Origin of the sequence: Thermoflexus hugenholtzii JAD2 (genome assembly GCF_900187885.1) — a bacterium.
Classification (GTDB): Bacteria; Chloroflexota; Anaerolineae; order Thermoflexales; family Thermoflexaceae; genus Thermoflexus; species Thermoflexus hugenholtzii.
The window spans coordinates 24102-42088 of sequence record NZ_FYEK01000071.1 but is presented as its reverse complement, the minus strand read 5'-3'; the positions used below and the strand labels follow the sequence as shown (position 1 = coordinate 42088).

The following is a 17987-nucleotide window of genomic DNA, read 5'->3' as shown; positions in this document are numbered from 1 at the left end:
TCCATAGTAGATTTCAGAGGACCTATTGGGGCAGGGAATCCCTGGAAAGCCAGGGGGTGGGGCGGCTGTTGAGCCGCACAGCTTCCCAGCGCTCCAGTTCCGCCAGCAGGGCACGAAGACGGAGCCCCTCCTCATCGTCCCCATCGCGTATCAACCGGGCGATCTCCGCTCGCAGCGCCTGCAATCGTTCCTCAGGCCTCACATGTTTCATAGCGCTTCACTCCTCCTTGGCAACGAGGGGAATATGGGAACAGATTTCTCATCCATCACTTCGTTTATGGCGACGCGGGGGCACGCCACATTGCCTCGATGGCCTGCATGGACTGTGCTCCATCAAACCAGGCCAGGCTGGGCTCCCGCTGAACCCGCAAGGCACCGTGGGGGACGAGGACGGCAGGGCAGTCGATGTGACGGATCCAGTAAAGGCCAGCTGGCAGGGCGTTATAGGAGGGGAGCTCCGGGAGGGGCTCGTCGAAGGCCAGCCGGATCATATAATAGGGCATGTTGCAGCCCGCCCGCGTGTAGAAATACGTGGTGGTGAAGAAGCGGCCGGCGTTGATCTCAGTGGGGAACAGGTTGCCCCGCTCGTCTTCCATCAGGTCCACGCTGAACACCCCGGTCGCCTGCGGATCCACCGCCAGCACACAACGCGTAGCCACCTCGTTGACCCGCTCGTCATGCACGGTCACCGTCACGGCGCTGGTCCCCGTGCGGCCGGAGGGCGCCAAGTGGGGATAGATGTATTCGATCCGCTGTCGTCCCTGGGAGACGATGAGCCGCCCGTCCTTCCAGAGGGATTGCCAGGCGAACTCCCGGCCGGAGAAGTAGGGCTGGGCGATGAACTCCCAGCGCACGCCCCGCGACCGCCAGTAAGCGATCCAGTGGATACCGGTCTCGATGCGCTCCACCAGGGTGGCGCCCCGCGCCCCTGCCCCCTCTCGGGCGCGCAACCAGAGGGGGAGCCCGATGATCTCCACCGCCCGCTCTAGATCCTCCGGAGTTTCCACCGGCACCGTGGGGAACGTGTGGATCCCAGCCTGACGCCAGCGCTCCGCCGAAGCCTGCTTGTCCTGGAGCAGCCGGATGGTCTCCTTCCGCGGAAGGAATACACGGGCCGGAAAGCGCTCCCGGTTCTCCGAGAGGGCGCGGACCTCCACATCGGGCTGGGCGTGGATCAGGTCGATCCCTTCGCGCTCCACGATCTCCGCGATCGCATCCAGGTAATCGGGGTGATCGACCGGTGGGACCAGATAGACCCGGTCGGCGGGCACCCATTCCAGATGGAAGGGGTTCATATCGGTTCCCACGATGTAGAAGGGCTCAGGGGCTTCCCGCCAGGAGCGGATCACGTTGATCCCCGGTGGTCCCCCTGCGCCCAGCAACAGGATGCGCTTCGGACGTTTCTTCATTGGAGCCATCCCTCATAGGAAGTTGGGATGTCGACTACCCATGTCTGATGGGAGGAGAGGGCTTCGATCAGGACGTCCGCCAGGATGTCCACGCTGTCCACGGTGATGCCCCTCGCACCAAAGGCGGCGGCCAGGGTCGGCAGGTCTGGGTTCCCCAGCGTGGTGCCCACGGCATCTCCGAAGCGCGCCATCTGCATCCGGTGGATCAATCCCAGGGCGTTGTCCCGCAGCACCAGGGCGATCACCGGGAGCCCGTGGCGGGCGCTGGTTTCCAGCTCCTGGACGTTCATCAGGAACCCGCCGTCGCCGCTGACCGCCACGATGGGCTCCTCGGGGCATGCCAGGCGAGCGCCCAGGGCGGCGGGGAGCGCGAACCCCATCGCGGAAAGCCCGTTGGAGAAGAGGATCCGCTGGCTTCCCCGGATGCGATAGGTCAGGCCCATGGCATACTTGTTGAGCCCGACGTCCACGGTGATCACACCGCGATCCGGAAGTACACGGGACAGCGTCCGGGTGATCGCCGCAGGGGAGAGCGGGGCGGTTTCCGCCAGCGGCCGTTGCAGGGGCCGTTGCATCGCTTCCCGCACGGTGGTCACCTCCAGCCAGGGCTGGCGGTCGGCCGGGGCGAGGGCCGTCAGCTCTTCCAGGATCGCCGCCACATCCCCGGCGAGGGTGAGGTCGGCGGAGAGCAGCGGGCTCTCCCCCTCCACTACGCTGTCCATGCAGACCACGCGCTTGTGGTTCCCGACCATCCACAGGCTGGGCTTGACACCCTCCACCTCATCGTAGCCGATGGTGAGGATGAGATCACATGCGGTGAACAGGCCCACGAGCTCCCCCCGGGCGTGACGGCTGATCACCCCCAGACAGAGGGGATGGTCCTCGGGCAGGGCTCCCTTGCCCATATAAGTGGTCAGGGTTGGGATCTGGTAGGCTTCGATGAAACGGCGCAGGGCCTCCAGAAACCCTGCGCGCAGAGGGAGATTGCCCACGAGCAGGACCGGGGCCCGGGCCTCGCGAAGCCACGCGGCCATCTGTTGCAGCGCCCGGGGGTCCGGACGACCGCCTCGGGAGAGCGGACGTTCTGGAAGCTCGCTGCCCAGTTGGAACAGGAAGCACTCCCGCTCCAGCACGTTCACCGGAAGGGTGAGGTGCACCGGTCCGGGCCGTTCCGCCCGGGCAACCCGGAAGGCGTATTCCAGGGTGGGGGGGATGAGCTCCGGGTCGCGGATCACCGCGCTCCATTTGGTGATCGGCTGGAACATGGCCGTCAGGTCGATATATTGATGAACCCCCGAGCGCATCTGATCGGTGGGGACCTGATCCGAGAGGGCCACCACGGGGGAGCGGTCCAGCAAGGCGTTGGCCAGGCCGGTGGCCAGGTTGGTGGCCCCAGGCCCCAGGGTGGAGAAACAGACCCCTGGGCACCTGGTCAGCCGGCCGTAGGCATCCGCCATGAAGGCGGCAGCCTGTTCATGGCGCACGGTGATGAACCGGATGGGGCTGCCCCGGAGCGCCTCGAAGAACGCGACTTCATCGCCCGGCAGACCGAAGATCACCGAGACGCCCTGTTGCTGCAGGCTTTCCACCAGAAGCGCGGCTCCGTTCATGGATGACTCCTTTCCCTGCTTGGGAACCTTTCCACAATGTCCCTGACCATCCCTGGATCCTTGGGGCGCTTCAGCCGGATCCCCAACCCGGGGAAGGGATCAGGGAAAGTTCTCGGTCCTCGAACGTCCGCAGCCGTATTTGATCCGGCCAGCGGTAGTGCTGGCCGAAGCGCGGAGGGCTCTGGCGGAGCACCGCGGCGATCCGCTCCGCTGCGTGGCCGTCCCCGAACAGCGGCGGACGGGGGCCGCGGGGCCGGAAGGACCGCCATGCCTCTACGATGCGACGGGGATCCGTCCCCACCAGGAGATTCCATCCCACTTCCACGGTCTCCATCAGCTCGGTCTCCTCCCGCAGGGTGAGGCAGGGGATGCCGAGGAAATACGCCTCCCGCTGGACCCCGCCGGAGTCGGTGAGGATCATCCGGGCGTGGGCCTCCAGGGCGAGCATGTCCAGGTAGCCCACCGGCTCGATCAGACGGACATGATCCGCTGCTTGAAGGCCGTAGCGCGACAGGGCCTGACGGGTCCGGGGATGAACCGGGAACAGGATGGGCTCCGGGATGGCGTTCAGGGCGGAGAGGACCCCGGCGAGACGGTGAGGGGAGTCGGTGTTGCCGGCCCGGTGGACGGTGACCAGCAAGTATCCGCCGGGCGAAAGGTCGAGCTGCTCCAGCAGGGCGGGCGCTCGTTCCAGCGCGCGGGGCAGGTAGATCCGCACCGCGTCCAGCATCACATCCCCGACGAAGAAAACCCCCTCGGTGATCCCCTCCCGGGCCAGATGCTGCACCGCGCGTCGGGTGATGCAGAAGTGGAGATCGGCCAGGCGGTCGGCCACCAGCCGGTTAATCTCTTCCGGCATCCGTTTGTTGAAGCTGCGCTCGCCGGCCTCGATGTGGGCCAGCGGGATATGCAGCTTCGCTGCCGCCAGAGCCCCGGCCAGTGTGGAGTTGGTGTCCCCTCGCACGATGACCAGGTCCGGCTGTTCCCGGAACAGGACCTCCTCCAGGCGGGCCATCATCTCGCCGGTCTGGCGGCCGTGAGGCCCGGAGCCCACCCCCAGGTTGTAGTCCGGCTGTGGCAGATCCAGGTCCTCGAAGAAGATGCGGGACATGCGGTCGTCATAGTGCTGGCCGGTGTGGACCAGCACCTCGTGGTGCTCCTGCCGCAAGGCCCGGCTGACCGGCGCGGCCTGAATGAACTCGGGGCGGGCTCCCACCACGGACACGATCTTCAACGTTCGACCTCCGAAAGCTGGGGATTCGCCCCGACGGGGGCGGCGAGGGATGGAAAGCGGAGCGCCACGGCCGCTCCCTGATACAGAAGCGTTCGGATCCGTTCCGCCAGCTGGATGACCCGGAGGCCATCCTGCGCGGAGACCTGAGGCGTCTTCCCGGTTCGCACGCAGTCTACGAAGTGCTGGAGCTCCAGAGCCAGGGGCTCCGCCATGGGGATCCCGATCCGTTCCATCCACCCTTCCTGGCGGTATTTCACCGGCTGGTTGTCGTTGGTGTAGATCGGGATCGTGTAGCGGTAAACCGTGATCCCCTTGTTCAGGAGATCGGCTTCGATGTAAGCCTCGGCGGCGGTGATCTCAATGGCGCGGACTTTCTGCTCGGTCACCCGGGAGGCGAAGAGAGTGGCCAGCTCCCCGCCCGGGAACTCCATGGTCAGGATGGCGTAGTCCACCGCTTCGGAGAACACCTGGCGTCCCACCGGGTAGATGCGGGCCGGCGGGGCGCCGATCAGATCGATGGCGAGATCCAGATCGTGAACCATGAGGTCCAAGATCACGTCGGCGTCGCGGTTGCTGACCGCGTAGGGGCTCAGTCGCCGAAAGGTTAGGCTGATGGGCCGCATGGGCTCCAGGATGGTCTTGAGCTCGATGTAGACAGGGTTGAAGCGCTCGATATGGCCGACCTGGACCGGGACGCGACGACGGCGGGCGGCCTCGCAGATGGCCATGGCCTCGATGGTGGAGGTGGCCATGGGCTTCTCGATCATGACCGCCACATCTCGTTCGATCAGCTCCAGGGCGATCTCCGCATGGGTGGGCGTGGGGGTGGCGATGGTGGCCGCCTCCACCGCGGCGGCCAGATCCTCCAGGCGGGCGAACGCCCGGGTCTCATAGCGGGCAGCCACCTCCAGCGCCCGCTCACGACAGCGGTCATAAACGCCCACCAGCTCCACCCCACGCAGGGATCCCAGCACCCGGCAGTGCCGCTCCCCCATGGAGCCCACGCCGACCACCCCTACACGCACCGGTTTCATCTCAACCTCCCATCAGCTCGTCCATCAACGTGTTCACGGTCTCAATGACATACAGGATTTCCTCCTCGCGGAGGGCGGGATGGATGGGAAGGGAGAGCACCTCCTGCGTGGCGCGCTCCGCGACCGGGAGGGAATCGTTGTAGCCCAGACGCTGATAAAGCGGCTGACGATAGAGGGGGATCGGGTAATGGACGCCGGTCTCGATCCCGGCCTCCTCCAGGCGCTGGCGGAGCACATCCCGGAGCCCGGCCGGGACACGGATGGTGTAGAGATGATAAACGGGAGTGCTCCGGGGGGTGATGGCCAGCTTGTCGACCCCTCGAAGTCGAGCATCGTAAATGGCGGCGAGAGCCCGACGTCGGGCGTTCCAGCTGTCGATATGGATCAGCTGGCCGATCCCGATGGTCGCCTGGAGCTCCGTCATGCGGAAGTTCAATCCGAGGATCTCGTGGACGTATTTGGCGGATTGGCCGTGATCCCGCAGCATCCGCAGACGGCGGGCCAGGCGAGGATCACTGGTGGTGATCATGCCGCCTTCCCCGGTGGTTATGTTCTTGGTGGCATAGAATGAGAAGCATCCGATGCCGAAAGATCCCACCGGCTTTCCCTGATACAGCGCGCCGGGCGCGTGGGCGGCATCCTCAATCAAGGCCAGGCCGTAACGCTCCGTCAGCTCCTGAAACGCTTCCATCTCGCACGGGTTGCCATACAGATGGACCAGAAGGATGGCCCGGGTGCGGGCGGTGATCCGTCGCTCCACCGCCTCGGGATCCAGGTTCAGCGTCATCGGGTCGATGTCGGCGAACACCGGGCGGGCTCCTACGAACAGGACCACATTGGCGGTGGCGGCGAAGGTGAGGGGTGTGGTGATCACCTCATCGCCCGGGCCGACCCCGAGGGCCATCAGCGCGAGGAGCAACGCCGCGGTCCCGCTGGACACGGCGATGGCGAAAGGCACCTCGTTCCACTCCGCGAAGCGTTCCTCGAACTCCAGCACACGCGGGCCCTGGGCCAGGCGCCCCGATGCCAGCACCTCCAGGACGGCCTGGCGGGTTTCCTCGTCGATCAGCGGACGCGCCATCGGGATTTTCATCGTAACCCTCGAAGGGGCCGGGATCTCACACACCCGGGGAACGATTTCATTCATCACGATCGATCGCTCCCGTGAACAGGAATGGGACACCAAAGGCGTGCTCTTCATCCTGACCTCACTGTAAAAGCGGGGGGTTGGGAGGCTGTATCGAGGGGGTTAGAAGGCGGTAAGCCTTCGGCAACAGGCAACGCCCTTATATCCCGGGGATTGGCCCAAGCCTCGGTTTGGGAGCTTGGCGCGTGTTTCTAACCCGTTTGTGCTGCGATTCTAACCGGACGGCTGTATAAAAGCTTCGATGACAGGTGAGCGGGGGGAAGGCGCAGGATGCGCATCCTGATGGTGCTCCCGTATCCTCCCTCGCCCATCCGGATCCGGCCCTACGGGTTCGTGCAAGCCCTGGCCCAGCGAGGTCATCGGATCCGGGTGCTGGCGGTTCAGCCTCCGGAGGATCGCGAGGCGGCGTCGGAGGCCTTGAAAGCGCTCGGGGTCGATGTGCGCGGTTTCCCGCTCTCCCGAGGACGCACGCTCTGGAATGCCGTGCGCGCCTGGGCACGGGGGGAGCCGTTGCAGGCCGGTTACGCGGATCATCCGGGCCTGCGGGAGGCCCTGCGTCAGAGCCTTCGGGAGGGCTGGGAGGTGATCCATGTGGAGCATCTGCGGGGGGCGCTCTTCGCCCAAGAGGTCCCTCCCGAGCGTCTGGTCTTCGACGCGGTGGACAGCATCACCCGCCTGTTTGCTCAGGCGCAAGTCCTGGCTCCCACCGCCCGGGTCCGTTATCTGGCCCGTCTGGAGCTGGAACGGACGCGGCGGTTCGAGGCGGGATGGCTATCGCGGTTCCCCCGCATCCTGATCTCCTCACCCGAGGACGCGGCGGCGTTGCGCGCCCTGGCCCCGGATGGCCGGGCCTCCTTGGCGGTCATCCCGAACGGGGTGGACCTGGAGTTCTTCCGCCCTCAGGCGGTCCCCCGGGATCCGGCCACGCTGATCTTCACAGGGAAGATGAGCTACCACGCCAACCTTGCGGCGGCCCTGGATCTGATCCGCGACATCATGCCACGGATCTGGGCCCATCGCTCGGAGGTCCGCGTGCAGATCGTCGGCCGGAACCCCCCAGCGTGGCTGCGTCGGGCGGCCCGGGATCCCCGGGTGGAGATCGTGGGGACGGTTCCGGATCTCCGGCCGTATCTGGCCCGGGCCACGCTGGCGGTGTGCCCCTTGCGGTATGCGGTGGGGATCCAGAACAAGGTGCTGGAGGCGCTGGCGATGGGCACGCCGGTCGTCGCCACACCGCCCGTTCAGGGAGGCTTAAGCGCGGTCCCTGGACGGGATCTGGTGATCGCGGAAGGCGGGGAAGCTTTCGCGGCCGCCGTGTTGCGGTTGCTGGACAGCCCGGGGGAGCGAGCGGCCCTGGGGGCTGCCGGGCGGGCCTATGTGGAAGCCCATCATCGCTGGGAAGCCCTGGCGGAACGCCTGGAGGCCGTGTATGCAGGAAGCTGAAAGGGGCGACCCGGCGGGTCGCCCCTTTCCATGGCGCTCCACGAGTCATTCGTGGGGTGCCATAATGGGCCGGGGGGGACTCGAACCCCCACGGGTTGCCCCACGTGGTCCTAAGCCACGCGCGTCTGCCAGTTCCGCCACCGGCCCGTTCCGCGACCTCATTTCAATTATAGCCTGATCGCCGGAATGGGATCGCCCGAGGTGGGCTCCCCTGTTCCCCTTGTGATCCATCCGTCTTCCGGGATAGAATCCCTCCGGAATTCGCACCCTGAGGCAGGTCCATGCCCGTCGCGCTGTTGCTGGACATCGATGATGTGCTGGTGCTCCCCGTGGGCTACAAGCAGGGGATCCCGGCGACCCTGGGCACCTTCGCCCGACGTCTGGGATGGGAGATCCCGCTTCCGACCGAGATGGATATCGAATGGTTCGAAGCCTCCGGGGTGACCAGCGAGTGGGATTCCACGGCCATCTGCCTGGCCGGCCTCCTGCTGGAGGCGGCCCGTCTGGATGGGCAGTGGATCGTCCCGGATTTCGAGGAAGCGATGGTTCGCCTGGCGGATCGCGCCCTGGACAGTGGACAGATCCGCCCGGATTATGTGACCTGGGTTCGGCGGGCCGGTGAGGCCGCTCAGCCCGGGGAACGACCCTCCCAGGCGGCCCTTCGCCTCTGGCGGCGGGAAGCGCTGCCCTCATTGCCCCGCGCGGAGGCCCTGGAGACCCTGCTTCTCCATCTGCTGGCGGATACGCATCGGCTCTCATGTCCCACGACCGCCGTTTTCCAGGCCTGGATGGTGGGAAGCCGGACCTACGCGGAGACCTATGGCCGTCCGGCCCCGGTGGAGGTCCCTCAAGGGCTTCTGGAGCGGGATCAGCCGTTGCTGACTCGGGAGGGCACCCGTGCCTTGCTGGATCTCTGGTATGAAGGCCGTCTGGCCTCTGCGTTCTACACCTCCCGTCCTTCTCAACCTCCTGACGGAGAGCGGGCGCCGCCGCTCCCGGTTTACTCACCCGAGGCGGAGCTGGCCGCGCGATTGGTGGGGCTGGAGGACTGGCGGCCGGTCGGCCTCGGGCGTCTGTTCTGGCTGGTCGAGCGGGTCGGGCTGGAGGAGAGTCCCACCAAGCCCCATCTCCTCCACAGCCTGGCCGCCTTCGCCGCGGCCCTTGCCTCTTCGGATGGGATCGAGGAGATCCCCGCGCTGGAGGCCGCTTACGAAACGCTGATCTTCAATGCCCTGATGGGGCCTCTGGTGAAATGGGCCAAACTTCCCTGGCACGTGGTGCTGGTGGAGGATTCGGTGAAGGGGATTCAGGGGGTCTTCCGGATGGTCCGTCGCTTGTATGAGCTGGGCATGTCGATCCGGCTCACCGTCTTCGGGGTCGCTCCTCATCCCGGCCCAAAGGCGGAGGTCCTGGAGGCCTACGCGGATCGCATGGTTCCTTCCGTGAACGATGCCATTGAGGAGATCGCACGGCTGTGTCGGAACGGATGAGGGAGATGGATCTCGAATCGCCGCCTCGCGAACCCGGGGAGGGGGTGGAGTTCCTGACCGTGTGGCCGGATGACGACTGGGCTTCCCTCCGGTTCCGCATCGCCCTCGCAGCCGCCCCGCGGGTGGTCCTGGAGGTCCCGGAGGAGCATCCGGCCATGGGCCCGGTGCTTCTGCGTCGCCTCCAGCATCTCGCCGAGGGGCTCGGGAAGTCCATCGCCTTGGTCACGCCCTCCCGGGAGGGACGGGAAACCGCCCGGGAGCTGGGGATCCCCGCCTTTCCCCATCGCGAGGCTGCCCTGCGAGCGCCATGGGGGGGTCCGGAGGATGTGGAGCCCGCTCCGCCGATCCGGGGCCTTACGGAGCCCCTGCGAAACTGGGCGGAATCGAAACGGCGCCCTCTTCCCCGCTGGGCCCTCTCCCTCAGCCGGGCGGTGGGGGCGCTGGGGTTGCTCGCCCTCCTGACGATGGCGGTCTTCCTGATCCCTTCGGCGGAGATCATCCTGCACCCCCAAGCCCAGGCCATTGGGGTCACCGGCACCCTGGAGGCAGATCCCCGTCTCTCCGCCCGAGATCTCGCCCGTGGAGCGATCCCCGCCTATCCGGTTGCCGTCGTCGTAGAGGGTCGGGCGGAGACCCAGGCCACGGGCCGCCAAGAGAAACCGGCCGGTTATGCGGAGGGAACGGTGGTCCTCGTCAACCAGCTGGACCAGCCCGTGGAAGTCCCGGCGGGGACCATCGTTCGGGCCGCCAGCGGGGGCGTGGCGGTCCGTTTCGTGATCAGCCCTTCGGTGACGGTGCCGGCCGGGTTCGGCGCGACCGCGGAAGCTCGGGTGCGGGCCCTGGAGCCGGGGCCGGTGGGCAACGTGGGGCCGAACCAGATCAATCTGGTAGAAGGGCCGCTGGCCTTCGCCCTGCGGGTGAGCAATCCGGAGCCGCTCTCAGGGGGGAAAATAGAGACGGTGCCCGTGGTCACCGCGGAGGACCAGAAACGCGTGCGCGAGACCCTTCTGGACCAGCTTCGGCAACAGGGCTACGCGCAGATGCGGGCCGGCCTGGATCCGCAAGATTGCGTTCTCCCCTCTACGCTTCAGGTGCGGGTGCTGTTGGAGAGCTACGATCGCCTGATCGGAGAGCAAGCGGACAGCCTGCAAGGGGAGATCCGGGCTCAGGTGACCGGCTACAAGGTGGTCCAGAGCGACGTGGGGGCGATGGCGCTGATCGCCCTCAGCCGCCGTGTTCCTCCGGACTCCGAGCTGGCGGCGGAGGGGTTCACGTTCTCCGGATGCGACCAGCTGCAGGCGAAGGTGGAAACGGGCCCCGAGGGAACCCCGCGCATTCTCCTCACCTTTGAGGCCCAGGGCCGCGCGGTCCCGCGCCTGTCGATCCCGCAGATCCGCCACGCGCTGCGGGGGCGCTCTCCGGGCGGCGCGCTCCAACGGTTGCAGACCCTTCCCCTCGCCCGGCCGCCGGAGATCCGGATATGGCCCCCCGGTTGGCCGTGGCTTCCGCTCCTCGAATCCCGGATCCGAGTGCGCATCCAGCCGTGACCCTGCTGGCCGTTGTGATGGTGACCTGGAACGTCCGGGAGTGGGCCTTGCGGGCTTTGCACGCCCTGGAGGCCGCCCTGGATCGCTCCGGCCTCCCCGCTCGGATCTGGGTGGTGGATAACGCCTCGACCGACGGGACCGTGGAGGCCATCCGTCGCGCCTTCCCCTCCGTGGAGCTCATCGCCAACGACGTCAACCGGGGGTTCGCGGCCGCCAACAATCAGGCGCTGCGCGCCATGGGTTTCCCAGAGGATCCGGGAGCTCCGCGTTATGTCTGGTTGCTGAACCCTGACACCGAAGTACAGGGGCAGGCTCCTGCGGTGCTGGTGCGTTTTATGGAACAGACGCCCCGGGCCGGGGCCTGCGGGCCCCGGCTGATCCATCCGGATGGCGGCTTCCAGCACAGCGCCTTTGAGTTCCCCGGGCTGGCCCAGCTGTTCCTTGATCTCTTCCCCCTTCACCCGCGGCTGCTGGAGAGCCGGCTGAACGGCCGGTATCCCCGCTCCTGGTATGCGCGGGGGGAGCCTTTCCCCATCGGTCATCCTCTGGGGGCGGCCATGCTGGTGCGCGGGGAGGCCATCCGCTCCGTGGGGTTGCTCGATGAGGGATACTGGATCTATGCGGAGGAGGTGGACTGGTGCTGGCGGATGGCCCGGGCGGGATGGGCGCGTTACTGCGTGCCCGCGGCCGTCGTCGTGCACGCAGGCGGCGCGAGCGCCCGTCAGGTGCGCCCGGAGATGGTCCGGGCCCTCTGGGCCAGCCGGCTGCGGCTGTATCGTCGGCACTATCCCGCGTGGAAGTTCCGATTGGCCTGCAACCTGCTGGCCTGGGGGGCCGGGCGGCGGGCCCAGGCCCTCGCCCGATCGCCGGATCCTCAGGCGCCGGCGCTGCGCGCCGCTTACGAGGCGGTGCAGCGCATGGCTCGTGAGGCCTTGCGAAGCCCCTCGCTCCCGTGAGGCGGGGATGCTGGCGGTCGTCATCCTCACCCGGAACGAATCGGCCTTCATCGAGGCGTGTATCGAGAGCGTGCGCTGGGCGGATCGCATCGTCGTCTTCGACTCGTTCAGCGAGGACGACACGGTGGCGCGCGCGCGGGCCTGCGGGGCGGAGGTGCTCCAGCATCCGTTTGAGAACTACGCCGCCCAGCGCAACGCCGCCCTGGAACAGGTGGAGGCGGACTGGATCTTCTTCGTGGATGCCGATGAGCGGGCCACACCGGAACTCGGCGAGGAGGTGCGAGAGGCCATCCGGGATCCTCGTTATGTGGGGTGGTGGGTTCCCCGGCGGAATTATCTTTTCGGGCGGCTGACGCGGGGAGGAGGCTGGTGGCCGGATTATCAGCTCCGGGTCCTCCGGCGGGGCTACGCGCGCTATGAGCGCCCGGTCCATGAGATCGTGATCCTTCAAGGAGAGGCGGGCTACCTCCGCAATCCCCTGATCCATCACAACTACGACTCTCCGGCGGAGTTCCGGGCGAAGCAACGAGCCTACGCCTGGCTGGAGGCTCAGGCCCTGCGCCAGGCCGGCGTCCGCCCCAAACCTTACACCCCGTGGACGATGATGGTCCGGGAGTTCTGGCGGCGGTTCGTCCGGCTGCGGGGCTACATCGACGGCCTGCACGGGCTGCGCCTGGCGTGGTGGATGGCCCGGGCGACCTGGGAGACGTATCGCCTGCTGCAGGATGCGGCGCGCGTCGACACCGGATGAGCCGGACGTCGGCCCGGTCTCAACCGGCCGTGGCCTCGTCCAGGACCTCGATCACGTGCTGGACCGGGATGGAGAGACCGTTGCGACGCAGGCCCATAGCCAGCTGAAGCAGGCAGCCCGCGTTGGCGGTCACCACGCGCTCGGGGTTCAGCCGGCGGATTTGCGTCACTTTCTCCTCGAGCAGCGCATCGGCGATCTCCGGATGGGTGATGTTGTAAATCCCCGCGCTGCCGCAGCACAGATCCCCGTCGGGGAGCTCCAGCACGGTCAATCCAACCGCCCGCAGCAAACGCCGGGGCTGGGCGCGGATCCCCTGGCCGTGGGCCAGATGACAGGGGTCCTGGTAAACGGCCCGCCCGGCGATGCGGCGCAGCGGCGGCCGCAGTCCGACGGCGTCCAGGAACTCCGTCACATCTCGAACCTTCGCGCTGAAGGCCCGCGCCGCCTCCGCCCAGTGGGGATCATCCTTCAGGAGATCCCCATATTCCTTCATCGCCACGCCGCAACCCGCGGCGTTGACCAGGATGGCGTCGACCTCCTCGCGCGTGAAGGCGGCCAGGTTCCGTCGGGCCAGCATCTGGGCCCGCCGTCGCTCTCCGGCGTGCACGTGCAGCGCCCCACAGCACACCTGGTCTCGCGGGATCACCACCTCGAATCCCTGACGGGTGAGGACCCGGACCGTAGCCTCCTGGATGGGGGCCAGCAAGGTGCGCATGACACATCCGGCCAGCAGGGCGACTCGTCCGCGCCGCTCCCCCGCCGCCGGATAGAGCCTTCCCGTGGGGAGGAAGCGGGAGGGGAGGCGATCCGGGAGCATCTCCTCCATGTTCCGCAGCGCGGCGGGCAGGCGGGTGATCAGCCCGTTCCGCCGGATCAGAGCGCGAACCCCGCTGGCCTGGTAAAGCCACAGCCCGCGGGAGAGCAGGGCCAGGAGGCTTGGATGGGCAAGGATCCCCCCGAAGACGACGGCGCGGATCAGGCGCTCTGGGGGTGAGAGCGGGAGCGTCTGGAGGACCTGCCAGCGGGCGGCTTCGACCAGGCGTCCGAAGGACAGAGTGGCGGGGCAGGCGGTCTGGCACGCGCGGCAGGCCAGGCAGACCTCCATATGCTCCCGGAAGTCCGGGTTGATCTCCAGACGGCCCTCCGCCACCGCCCGCATCAGGTAGATGCGCCCCCGGGGCGAATCCGGCTCCCACCCCAGCACCCGGAAGGTGGGGCACTGGTTCAGGCAGAGCCCGCAGTGGGTGCAGCGGAGGATCTCCCCGTAATCCGGCGGGTGATCCGCCGTGAACCCCCGCACCTCCATCCCCTCTCGAACCGTCTCCTGCGCCGCCATATGGGTCCCTCCCGCTGGAGATCAAGGGCCGCCGTTCAACGCACAAGCACCGCTTGCCGAATCGCGGCTACCAGCGTTATCATGTTCAGAGATCTGCTGACCGGGAGCTTTTTCATGCACCTAGAATGGCGTGGACGGATTGTGGTGGATCCTGAGCTGCACCATGGCGAGCCCTGCATCCGCGGGACTCGCATTCCCGTTTATGTTATTGTAAGCAGCTTGGCGGATGGCATGAGCGAAGAAGAGTTGCTTGAACAGTATCCACAGTTAACTCGCGAGGATATCCGAGCTGCCCTGGCTTACGTAGCTGAGCTTCTGCAACATGAGATGATCATCGAGCTTTCTGGACAGAAGTGAAATGCACATCAAAGTCGACGAAGATTTGCCATACGCAGTCTTAAAAGTTCTTGAATCTTACGGATATGATGCATCAACTGTGTATAAACAGGGCATGGGAGGTTGGAAGGATCCAGACCTCTGGAGCGCGATTCAGAGCCAGTAATGTTTTTTAATAACCGGTGATAAGGGTTTTGGCGATATCAGAAAATATCCTCCCGGATCTCACCATGGAGTTCTTGTTTTACGACCTCCATCTCCTAATACAGTGAATTTCGTTCGCTTACTGGATCGCGTTCTTCGGACTGTAAGGCTTGAAGATCTCCAGGGTTGCATCTCTATAGCTACAGCGCGAGGTTTACGCGTTCGAAAACCTTGATCTTGATCAGGATGAAGGGACCCCCTTATCGCTCCCCATCCCGGCTTTCCAGCGCTTCCCGCAGGCGGGCGGCGATCTCCGCCATTTCGGTCTCGCTGGCGTAGCGCTGTCGCGGCCAGAAGAAGCCCCGCAGGCCGTCCCCCTTGCGCCGGGGCACCACGTGGATGTGCAGGTGCGGCACGCTCTGGCTCACCCGGTTGTTGATGGCCACGAAGGAGCCCTCCGCGCCCAATCCTTTCTCCATCGCCTGCGCCAGCCGTTGGGCGTTCCGGAAAAGCGGTCCGATCTGCTCCGGCGGCACATCCATAAGGGTCTCGTAATGCTCCCGGGGGATCAACAGGCAATGTCCCGGGAACAGCGGCCGGTGATCCAGGAACGCAACGGAGTGGGGATCCTCCAGCACGATCCAGGCGGCCGCTTCGCCGCGGGCGATCTGACAGAACGGACATGGCTTCCGCGCTACCATCCCATGCGCCCCGGGCTCAATCGTCCGTGCGGATCCAGCTGGGCTTTGATCCGTTGCATCGCGGCGATCTCGGGCCGTTGGGGCGCCCACAGGCCCAGGGCGCGCCGGGCAGCCTCCGGGCCGTTGAGGAGGGTGAAGTGCCCGCCTCGGGCTAGGGCAAAAGATCGAAGGGCTTCGCCCCATCGCAAAAGCGCCTCCAGCGGCCCATGGGCCCGCGCGTAGATCACCCCCGCGGTCCCCTGGGCCTGCCCGATCACCCGAACATCTGGAAGCGCTTCCAGCGTCCGGAGGGCCTCCGCTACCTGGGCGGGCAGGACGCCCAGCCGCACCCACAGGCCGTCGAGAGGGGGCGGGTAGGGCAGGGCAGTGAGGCGGGGCACGTGTTGCCAGAGGACAGCCGCCGCGTCCCCAGAGAGGCGCTCCCGGGCATGGGCGGCGGCGGCCAGGTTTTCAGCGTCCCGCAACACGCGCTCCACGGAGGCCGGCCAGCCTCCTGCCCGCACCAGGACCCAGATGCGCGCTTCAGGGGTCTCGGGAAGCGGGACCTGCCGGCGGAGCTCCGCCCAGGCCGCGGCGTTCAGGACCTCAACGGCCAGCGGGAAACCGGGATGGCGGAGCAGGCCCAGGGTGAGGGGCATAGCGTCCTCGGCGCGGGCGAACCCGAAGAGGGCGGTGGCTTCGGTTTGGGGCCGGGGCCACAGCTTAAAGGCGGCTTCCACGATCACCCCCAGAGTGCCCAAGGAGCCGCAGAAGAGCCGCGGCAGGTCATAGCCGGCCACGTTCTTCACCACCTCTCCACCGCCCTGGACGACGGTCCCATCCGCCAGGACCACCCGGATGCCAATCAGGAGATCCCGAGGGGGTCCGTAGCGGGCTCGCAGAGGGCCGCTTAGGCCGGTGGCCAGGATCCCTCCGATGGTCACCGAATCCCCCGGCGGGGGATCCAGGGGAAGCCACTGGCCGTGCGCGGCCAGCTGGGCGTTCAGGTCTGCCAGGCGGATCCCGGCCTCCACGCGGACGGTGAGGTTGGCCGGGCGATGGCGCACGATCCCGGAGAGGCCGGTCAGGTCCAGGGCCAAATCATAGCGGGAGGGCGCCTCGCCGTATCCCTGGTGGGCCCCGCTCCCCCAGGGCACGACCGCCCATCCGGAGCGAGCCGCCTCGCGCAGCGCCTCCGCCACCTCCTCCACGGTGCGGGGATGGATCACGGATCGGGGGGATCGGCCGTCCAGCCGGTAGCGCTCCGTCAGATCCACAGCTCCTCCTCCGGGGGCATCTCCGGCGGTCCGGCGCGGTAGCGGATGGGCTCCGCCATCCGCGCCCGGCGGCGGCTCCACGTTTCCAGGCACATCTTGGTGGAAGGGAACATCTTGCACGGGTTGAGGCGATTATCGGGGTTGAAGGCGGCTTTGATGCGGGCCATGGCCTCCAGATCCGCAGGGGAGAAGAGGAGCGGCATCAGATCCCGCTTCTCCAGGCCGATGCCGTGCTCGCCGGTGAGGGAGCCTCCGGCCTCCACGCACGCCCGCAGGATCTCCGCTCCGGCCTCCAGGACGCGGCGGGTTTGCTCGGGATCCCGTTCGTCGAACAGGATGAGGGGATGGAGGTTGCCGTCGCCGGCGTGGAAGACGTTGGCGATCACCAGGCCGTAACGCTGCCCGATCTCCTGAATACGGCGCAGCACGCGGGGCAGCTGATCCCGCGGCACCACGCCGTCCTGCACGTAGTAGCTCGGCGCCAGCCGTCCCATGGCCCCGAAGGCTCCCTTGCGGCCGGACCACAGGCGCTCCCGCTCGACAGGGTCGGTGGCCACCCGCACCTCCCGGGCGTCATAGTGCTCGCAGATGCGGGCGATGTGATGCGCCAGATCCTCCAACCCCTCGGTTAACCCCTCCACATCGATGAGGAGGACCGCTCCGGCGTCCGTAGGGTAGCCGCAGCGCTTGGCGCTCTCCACGGCCTGGATGGCCGTGCGGTCCATCATCTCGATGGCCCCGGGGATGGTGCCGTCGGCGATGATGGCCGAGACCGCCTCGCTGGCCTGGTCCACGGTGTCGAAGACGGCCAGCAGGGTGACTACGGCCTCCGGCTGAGGGAGCAGGCGCAGGATCGCCTTCGTCACGATCCCCAGGGTTCCCTCAGAGCCGACGATCAACCCGATCAGATCGTAGCCCGGCCAGTCAAGGGCGGCGCCACCCACCTCGATGACCTCCCCGTCCGGGAGCACCACCTCTAGCCCGAGGACGTGGTGGGTCGTCACCCCGTAGGCCAGGCAGTGGGGCCCTCCGGAGTTCTCGGCGATGTTGCCGCCGATGGTGCAGGCCTTCTGGCTGGAGGGATCCGGGGCGTAGTAGAGGCCGTAAGCGGCGGCGGCCTGAGAGACGGCCAGGTTGACCACTCCGGGCTGGACCACGGCCCGCAGGTTCACGGGATCGATCTCCAGGATGCGCCGCATGCGGGTGGTCACGATCATCAGGCCGCCCTGGTCGGCCACCGCCCCGCCGCTCAACCCGGTCCCCGCGCCGCGCACCACGATGGGGAGCCCGTAGCGGTTGGCGATGCGCACGGCGGCGACCACCTGCTCCGTGGAGGTGGGGAAGACCACGAAATCGGGGCGGCCCTTATCGATGGAGGCGTCGTATTCGTAGAGGAGGAGGTGATGCGCTTCCCACAGCACCCCGCGGGGCCCGAAAACTTCCCGCAGCTCTCGCAACACCGCTTCCCGCTTCACATCCCGCCTCCCGTTAAGCCTTTGGGGGGAGGAGATATCCTCCACCTGGATTATAATGGAAAAGATCCGGGGTGTTCTGTAGATGCCAAGAGCAGCGCCAGGGAAAGCCCAGGAGCCA

At 67.0% G+C, this 17987-nt stretch carries 16 protein-coding genes, 1 tRNA gene and 1 pseudogene; 7 read left to right on the top strand and 11 right to left on the bottom strand.

The window, feature by feature from the left end; all coding sequences use genetic code 11:
• Window positions 1-22 precede the first annotated feature (22 nt).
• From CFB18_RS12840 to CFB18_RS12815, 6 genes are all read right to left on the bottom strand, one after another.
• Window positions 23-211 (bottom strand): hypothetical protein, encoded by a 189-nt coding sequence (locus CFB18_RS12840; RefSeq protein WP_088572195.1) that lies wholly within the window; start codon window positions 209-211, stop codon window positions 23-25.
• A gap of 64 nt (window positions 212-275) precedes the next feature.
• Window positions 276-1409, bottom strand: a complete 1134-nt coding sequence (locus CFB18_RS12835; protein WP_088572194.1) for an ATP-grasp domain-containing protein — start codon at window positions 1407-1409, stop codon at window positions 276-278.
• On the bottom strand, window positions 1406-3019 hold the full coding sequence (locus CFB18_RS12830) for a thiamine pyrophosphate-binding protein (protein ID WP_088572193.1): 1614 nt from the start codon (window positions 3017-3019) through the stop codon (window positions 1406-1408). Before CFB18_RS12830 ends, CFB18_RS12835 begins: the two co-directional genes overlap by 4 nt.
• Before the next feature lie 70 nt (window positions 3020-3089).
• Window positions 3090-4244, bottom strand: coding sequence for a non-hydrolyzing UDP-N-acetylglucosamine 2-epimerase (wecB, locus tag CFB18_RS12825; protein WP_234977059.1), 1155 nt, complete (start codon window positions 4242-4244; stop codon window positions 3090-3092).
• A gap of 5 nt (window positions 4245-4249) precedes the next feature.
• Window positions 4250-5287 carry a Gfo/Idh/MocA family protein gene (locus CFB18_RS12820; protein WP_088572191.1) on the bottom strand — a complete coding sequence of 346 codons (1038 nt, stop codon included), beginning with the start codon at window positions 5285-5287 and terminating at the stop codon, window positions 4250-4252.
• Between the two features lies 1 nt (window position 5288).
• Window positions 5289-6380, bottom strand: coding sequence for a DegT/DnrJ/EryC1/StrS family aminotransferase (locus tag CFB18_RS12815; protein ID WP_088572190.1), 1092 nt, complete (start codon window positions 6378-6380; stop codon window positions 5289-5291).
• 324 nt (window positions 6381-6704) lie between these two features.
• Here CFB18_RS12815 and CFB18_RS12810 point away from each other — a divergent pair, with 324 nt between their 5' ends.
• A complete protein-coding gene (locus CFB18_RS12810; protein WP_088572189.1) occupies window positions 6705-7877 on the top strand; it encodes a glycosyltransferase in 1173 nt (390 codons plus the stop codon).
• A gap of 65 nt (window positions 7878-7942) precedes the next feature.
• Here the strand turns inward: CFB18_RS12810 and CFB18_RS12805 are convergent.
• Window positions 7943-8024 (bottom strand) — tRNA-Leu (locus CFB18_RS12805).
• A 134-nt stretch (window positions 8025-8158) separates the two neighbouring features.
• On the opposite strand from CFB18_RS12805, the gene CFB18_RS12800 reads away from it, so the two are divergent.
• Genes CFB18_RS12800 through CFB18_RS12785 form a run of 4 tightly spaced genes read left to right on the top strand, consistent with a single transcriptional unit; the run spans window position 8159 to window position 12621 of the window.
• The gene (locus tag CFB18_RS12800; protein WP_088572188.1) at window positions 8159-9367 is read left to right on the top strand and encodes a hypothetical protein; all 1209 of its coding nucleotides are present in this window, start codon (window positions 8159-8161) and stop codon (window positions 9365-9367) included.
• A gap of 5 nt (window positions 9368-9372) precedes the next feature.
• Window positions 9373-10914 carry a baseplate J/gp47 family protein gene (locus CFB18_RS12795; protein ID WP_088572187.1) on the top strand — a complete coding sequence of 514 codons (1542 nt, stop codon included), beginning with the start codon at window positions 9373-9375 and terminating at the stop codon, window positions 10912-10914.
• Entirely contained in the window at window positions 10848-11870 is a 1023-nt protein-coding gene (locus CFB18_RS12790; RefSeq protein WP_088572186.1) for a glycosyltransferase family 2 protein, read from the top strand. The genes CFB18_RS12795 and CFB18_RS12790 overlap by 67 nt, the downstream gene beginning before the upstream one ends.
• Window positions 11871-11877: 7 nt before the next feature.
• Window positions 11878-12621: a glycosyltransferase family 2 protein gene (locus tag CFB18_RS12785; protein ID WP_088572185.1), complete on the top strand. Its 744-nt coding sequence runs from the start codon at window positions 11878-11880 to the stop codon at window positions 12619-12621.
• A gap of 19 nt (window positions 12622-12640) precedes the next feature.
• On the opposite strand, the gene CFB18_RS12780 is transcribed toward CFB18_RS12785, so the two are convergent.
• On the bottom strand, window positions 12641-13957 hold the full coding sequence (locus CFB18_RS12780; protein ID WP_200808219.1) for a (Fe-S)-binding protein: 1317 nt from the start codon (window positions 13955-13957) through the stop codon (window positions 12641-12643).
• 114 nt (window positions 13958-14071) lie between these two features.
• Here CFB18_RS12780 and CFB18_RS12775 point away from each other — a divergent pair, with 114 nt between their 5' ends.
• Together CFB18_RS12775 and CFB18_RS16620 are read left to right on the top strand one after the other, a co-directional pair.
• Entirely contained in the window at window positions 14072-14314 is a 243-nt protein-coding gene (locus tag CFB18_RS12775; RefSeq protein WP_088572184.1) for a DUF433 domain-containing protein, read from the top strand.
• 1 nt (window position 14315) lies between these two features.
• Window positions 14316-14672, top strand: a pseudogene (locus tag CFB18_RS16620) (DUF5615 family PIN-like protein).
• A 25-nt stretch (window positions 14673-14697) separates the two neighbouring features.
• On the opposite strand, the gene CFB18_RS12770 reads toward CFB18_RS16620, so the two are convergent.
• Genes CFB18_RS12770 through CFB18_RS12760 form a run of 3 tightly spaced genes read right to left on the bottom strand, consistent with a single transcriptional unit; the run spans window position 14698 to window position 17869 of the window.
• Window positions 14698-15138, bottom strand: coding sequence for an HIT family protein (locus CFB18_RS12770; RefSeq protein ID WP_088572183.1), 441 nt, complete (start codon window positions 15136-15138; stop codon window positions 14698-14700).
• Window positions 15132-16394: an FAD-binding oxidoreductase gene (locus CFB18_RS12765; RefSeq protein WP_159461754.1), complete on the bottom strand. Its 1263-nt coding sequence runs from the start codon at window positions 16392-16394 to the stop codon at window positions 15132-15134. Before CFB18_RS12765 ends, CFB18_RS12770 begins: the two co-directional genes overlap by 7 nt.
• A complete protein-coding gene (locus tag CFB18_RS12760; protein WP_088572181.1) occupies window positions 16385-17869 on the bottom strand; it encodes an FAD-binding oxidoreductase in 1485 nt (494 codons plus the stop codon). The genes CFB18_RS12765 and CFB18_RS12760 overlap by 10 nt, the downstream gene beginning before the upstream one ends.
• Window positions 17870-17987 lie beyond the last annotated feature (118 nt).

What these genes read in the sequence shown, in the direction of transcription:
- CFB18_RS12840 (WP_088572195.1), bottom strand. Translation starts at nt 211, where the DNA reads ATGAAACATGTGAGGCCTGAGGAACGATTGCAGGCGCTGCGAGCGGAG.
- CFB18_RS12835 (WP_088572194.1), bottom strand. Translation starts at nt 1,409, where the DNA reads ATGAAGAAACGTCCGAAGCGCATCCTGTTGCTGGGCGCAGGGGGACCA.
- CFB18_RS12830 (WP_088572193.1), bottom strand. Translation starts at nt 3,019, where the DNA reads ATGAACGGAGCCGCGCTTCTGGTGGAAAGCCTGCAGCAACAGGGCGTC.
- CFB18_RS12820 (WP_088572191.1), bottom strand. Translation starts at nt 5,287, where the DNA reads ATGAAACCGGTGCGTGTAGGGGTGGTCGGCGTGGGCTCCATGGGGGAG.
- CFB18_RS12815 (WP_088572190.1), bottom strand. Translation starts at nt 6,380, where the DNA reads ATGAAAATCCCGATGGCGCGTCCGCTGATCGACGAGGAAACCCGCCAG.
- CFB18_RS12810 (WP_088572189.1), top strand. Translation starts at nt 6,705, where the DNA reads ATGCGCATCCTGATGGTGCTCCCGTATCCTCCCTCGCCCATCCGGATC.
- CFB18_RS12800 (WP_088572188.1), top strand. Translation starts at nt 8,159, where the DNA reads ATGCCCGTCGCGCTGTTGCTGGACATCGATGATGTGCTGGTGCTCCCC.
- CFB18_RS12795 (WP_088572187.1), top strand. Translation starts at nt 9,373, where the DNA reads ATGGATCTCGAATCGCCGCCTCGCGAACCCGGGGAGGGGGTGGAGTTC.
- CFB18_RS12790 (WP_088572186.1), top strand. Translation starts at nt 10,848, where the DNA reads ATGGCCCCCCGGTTGGCCGTGGCTTCCGCTCCTCGAATCCCGGATCCG.
- CFB18_RS12785 (WP_088572185.1), top strand. Translation starts at nt 11,878, where the DNA reads ATGCTGGCGGTCGTCATCCTCACCCGGAACGAATCGGCCTTCATCGAG.
- CFB18_RS12780 (WP_200808219.1), bottom strand. Translation starts at nt 13,957, where the DNA reads ATGGCGGCGCAGGAGACGGTTCGAGAGGGGATGGAGGTGCGGGGGTTC.
- CFB18_RS12775 (WP_088572184.1), top strand. Translation starts at nt 14,072, where the DNA reads ATGCACCTAGAATGGCGTGGACGGATTGTGGTGGATCCTGAGCTGCAC.
- CFB18_RS12770 (WP_088572183.1), bottom strand. Translation starts at nt 15,138, where the DNA reads ATGGTAGCGCGGAAGCCATGTCCGTTCTGTCAGATCGCCCGCGGCGAA.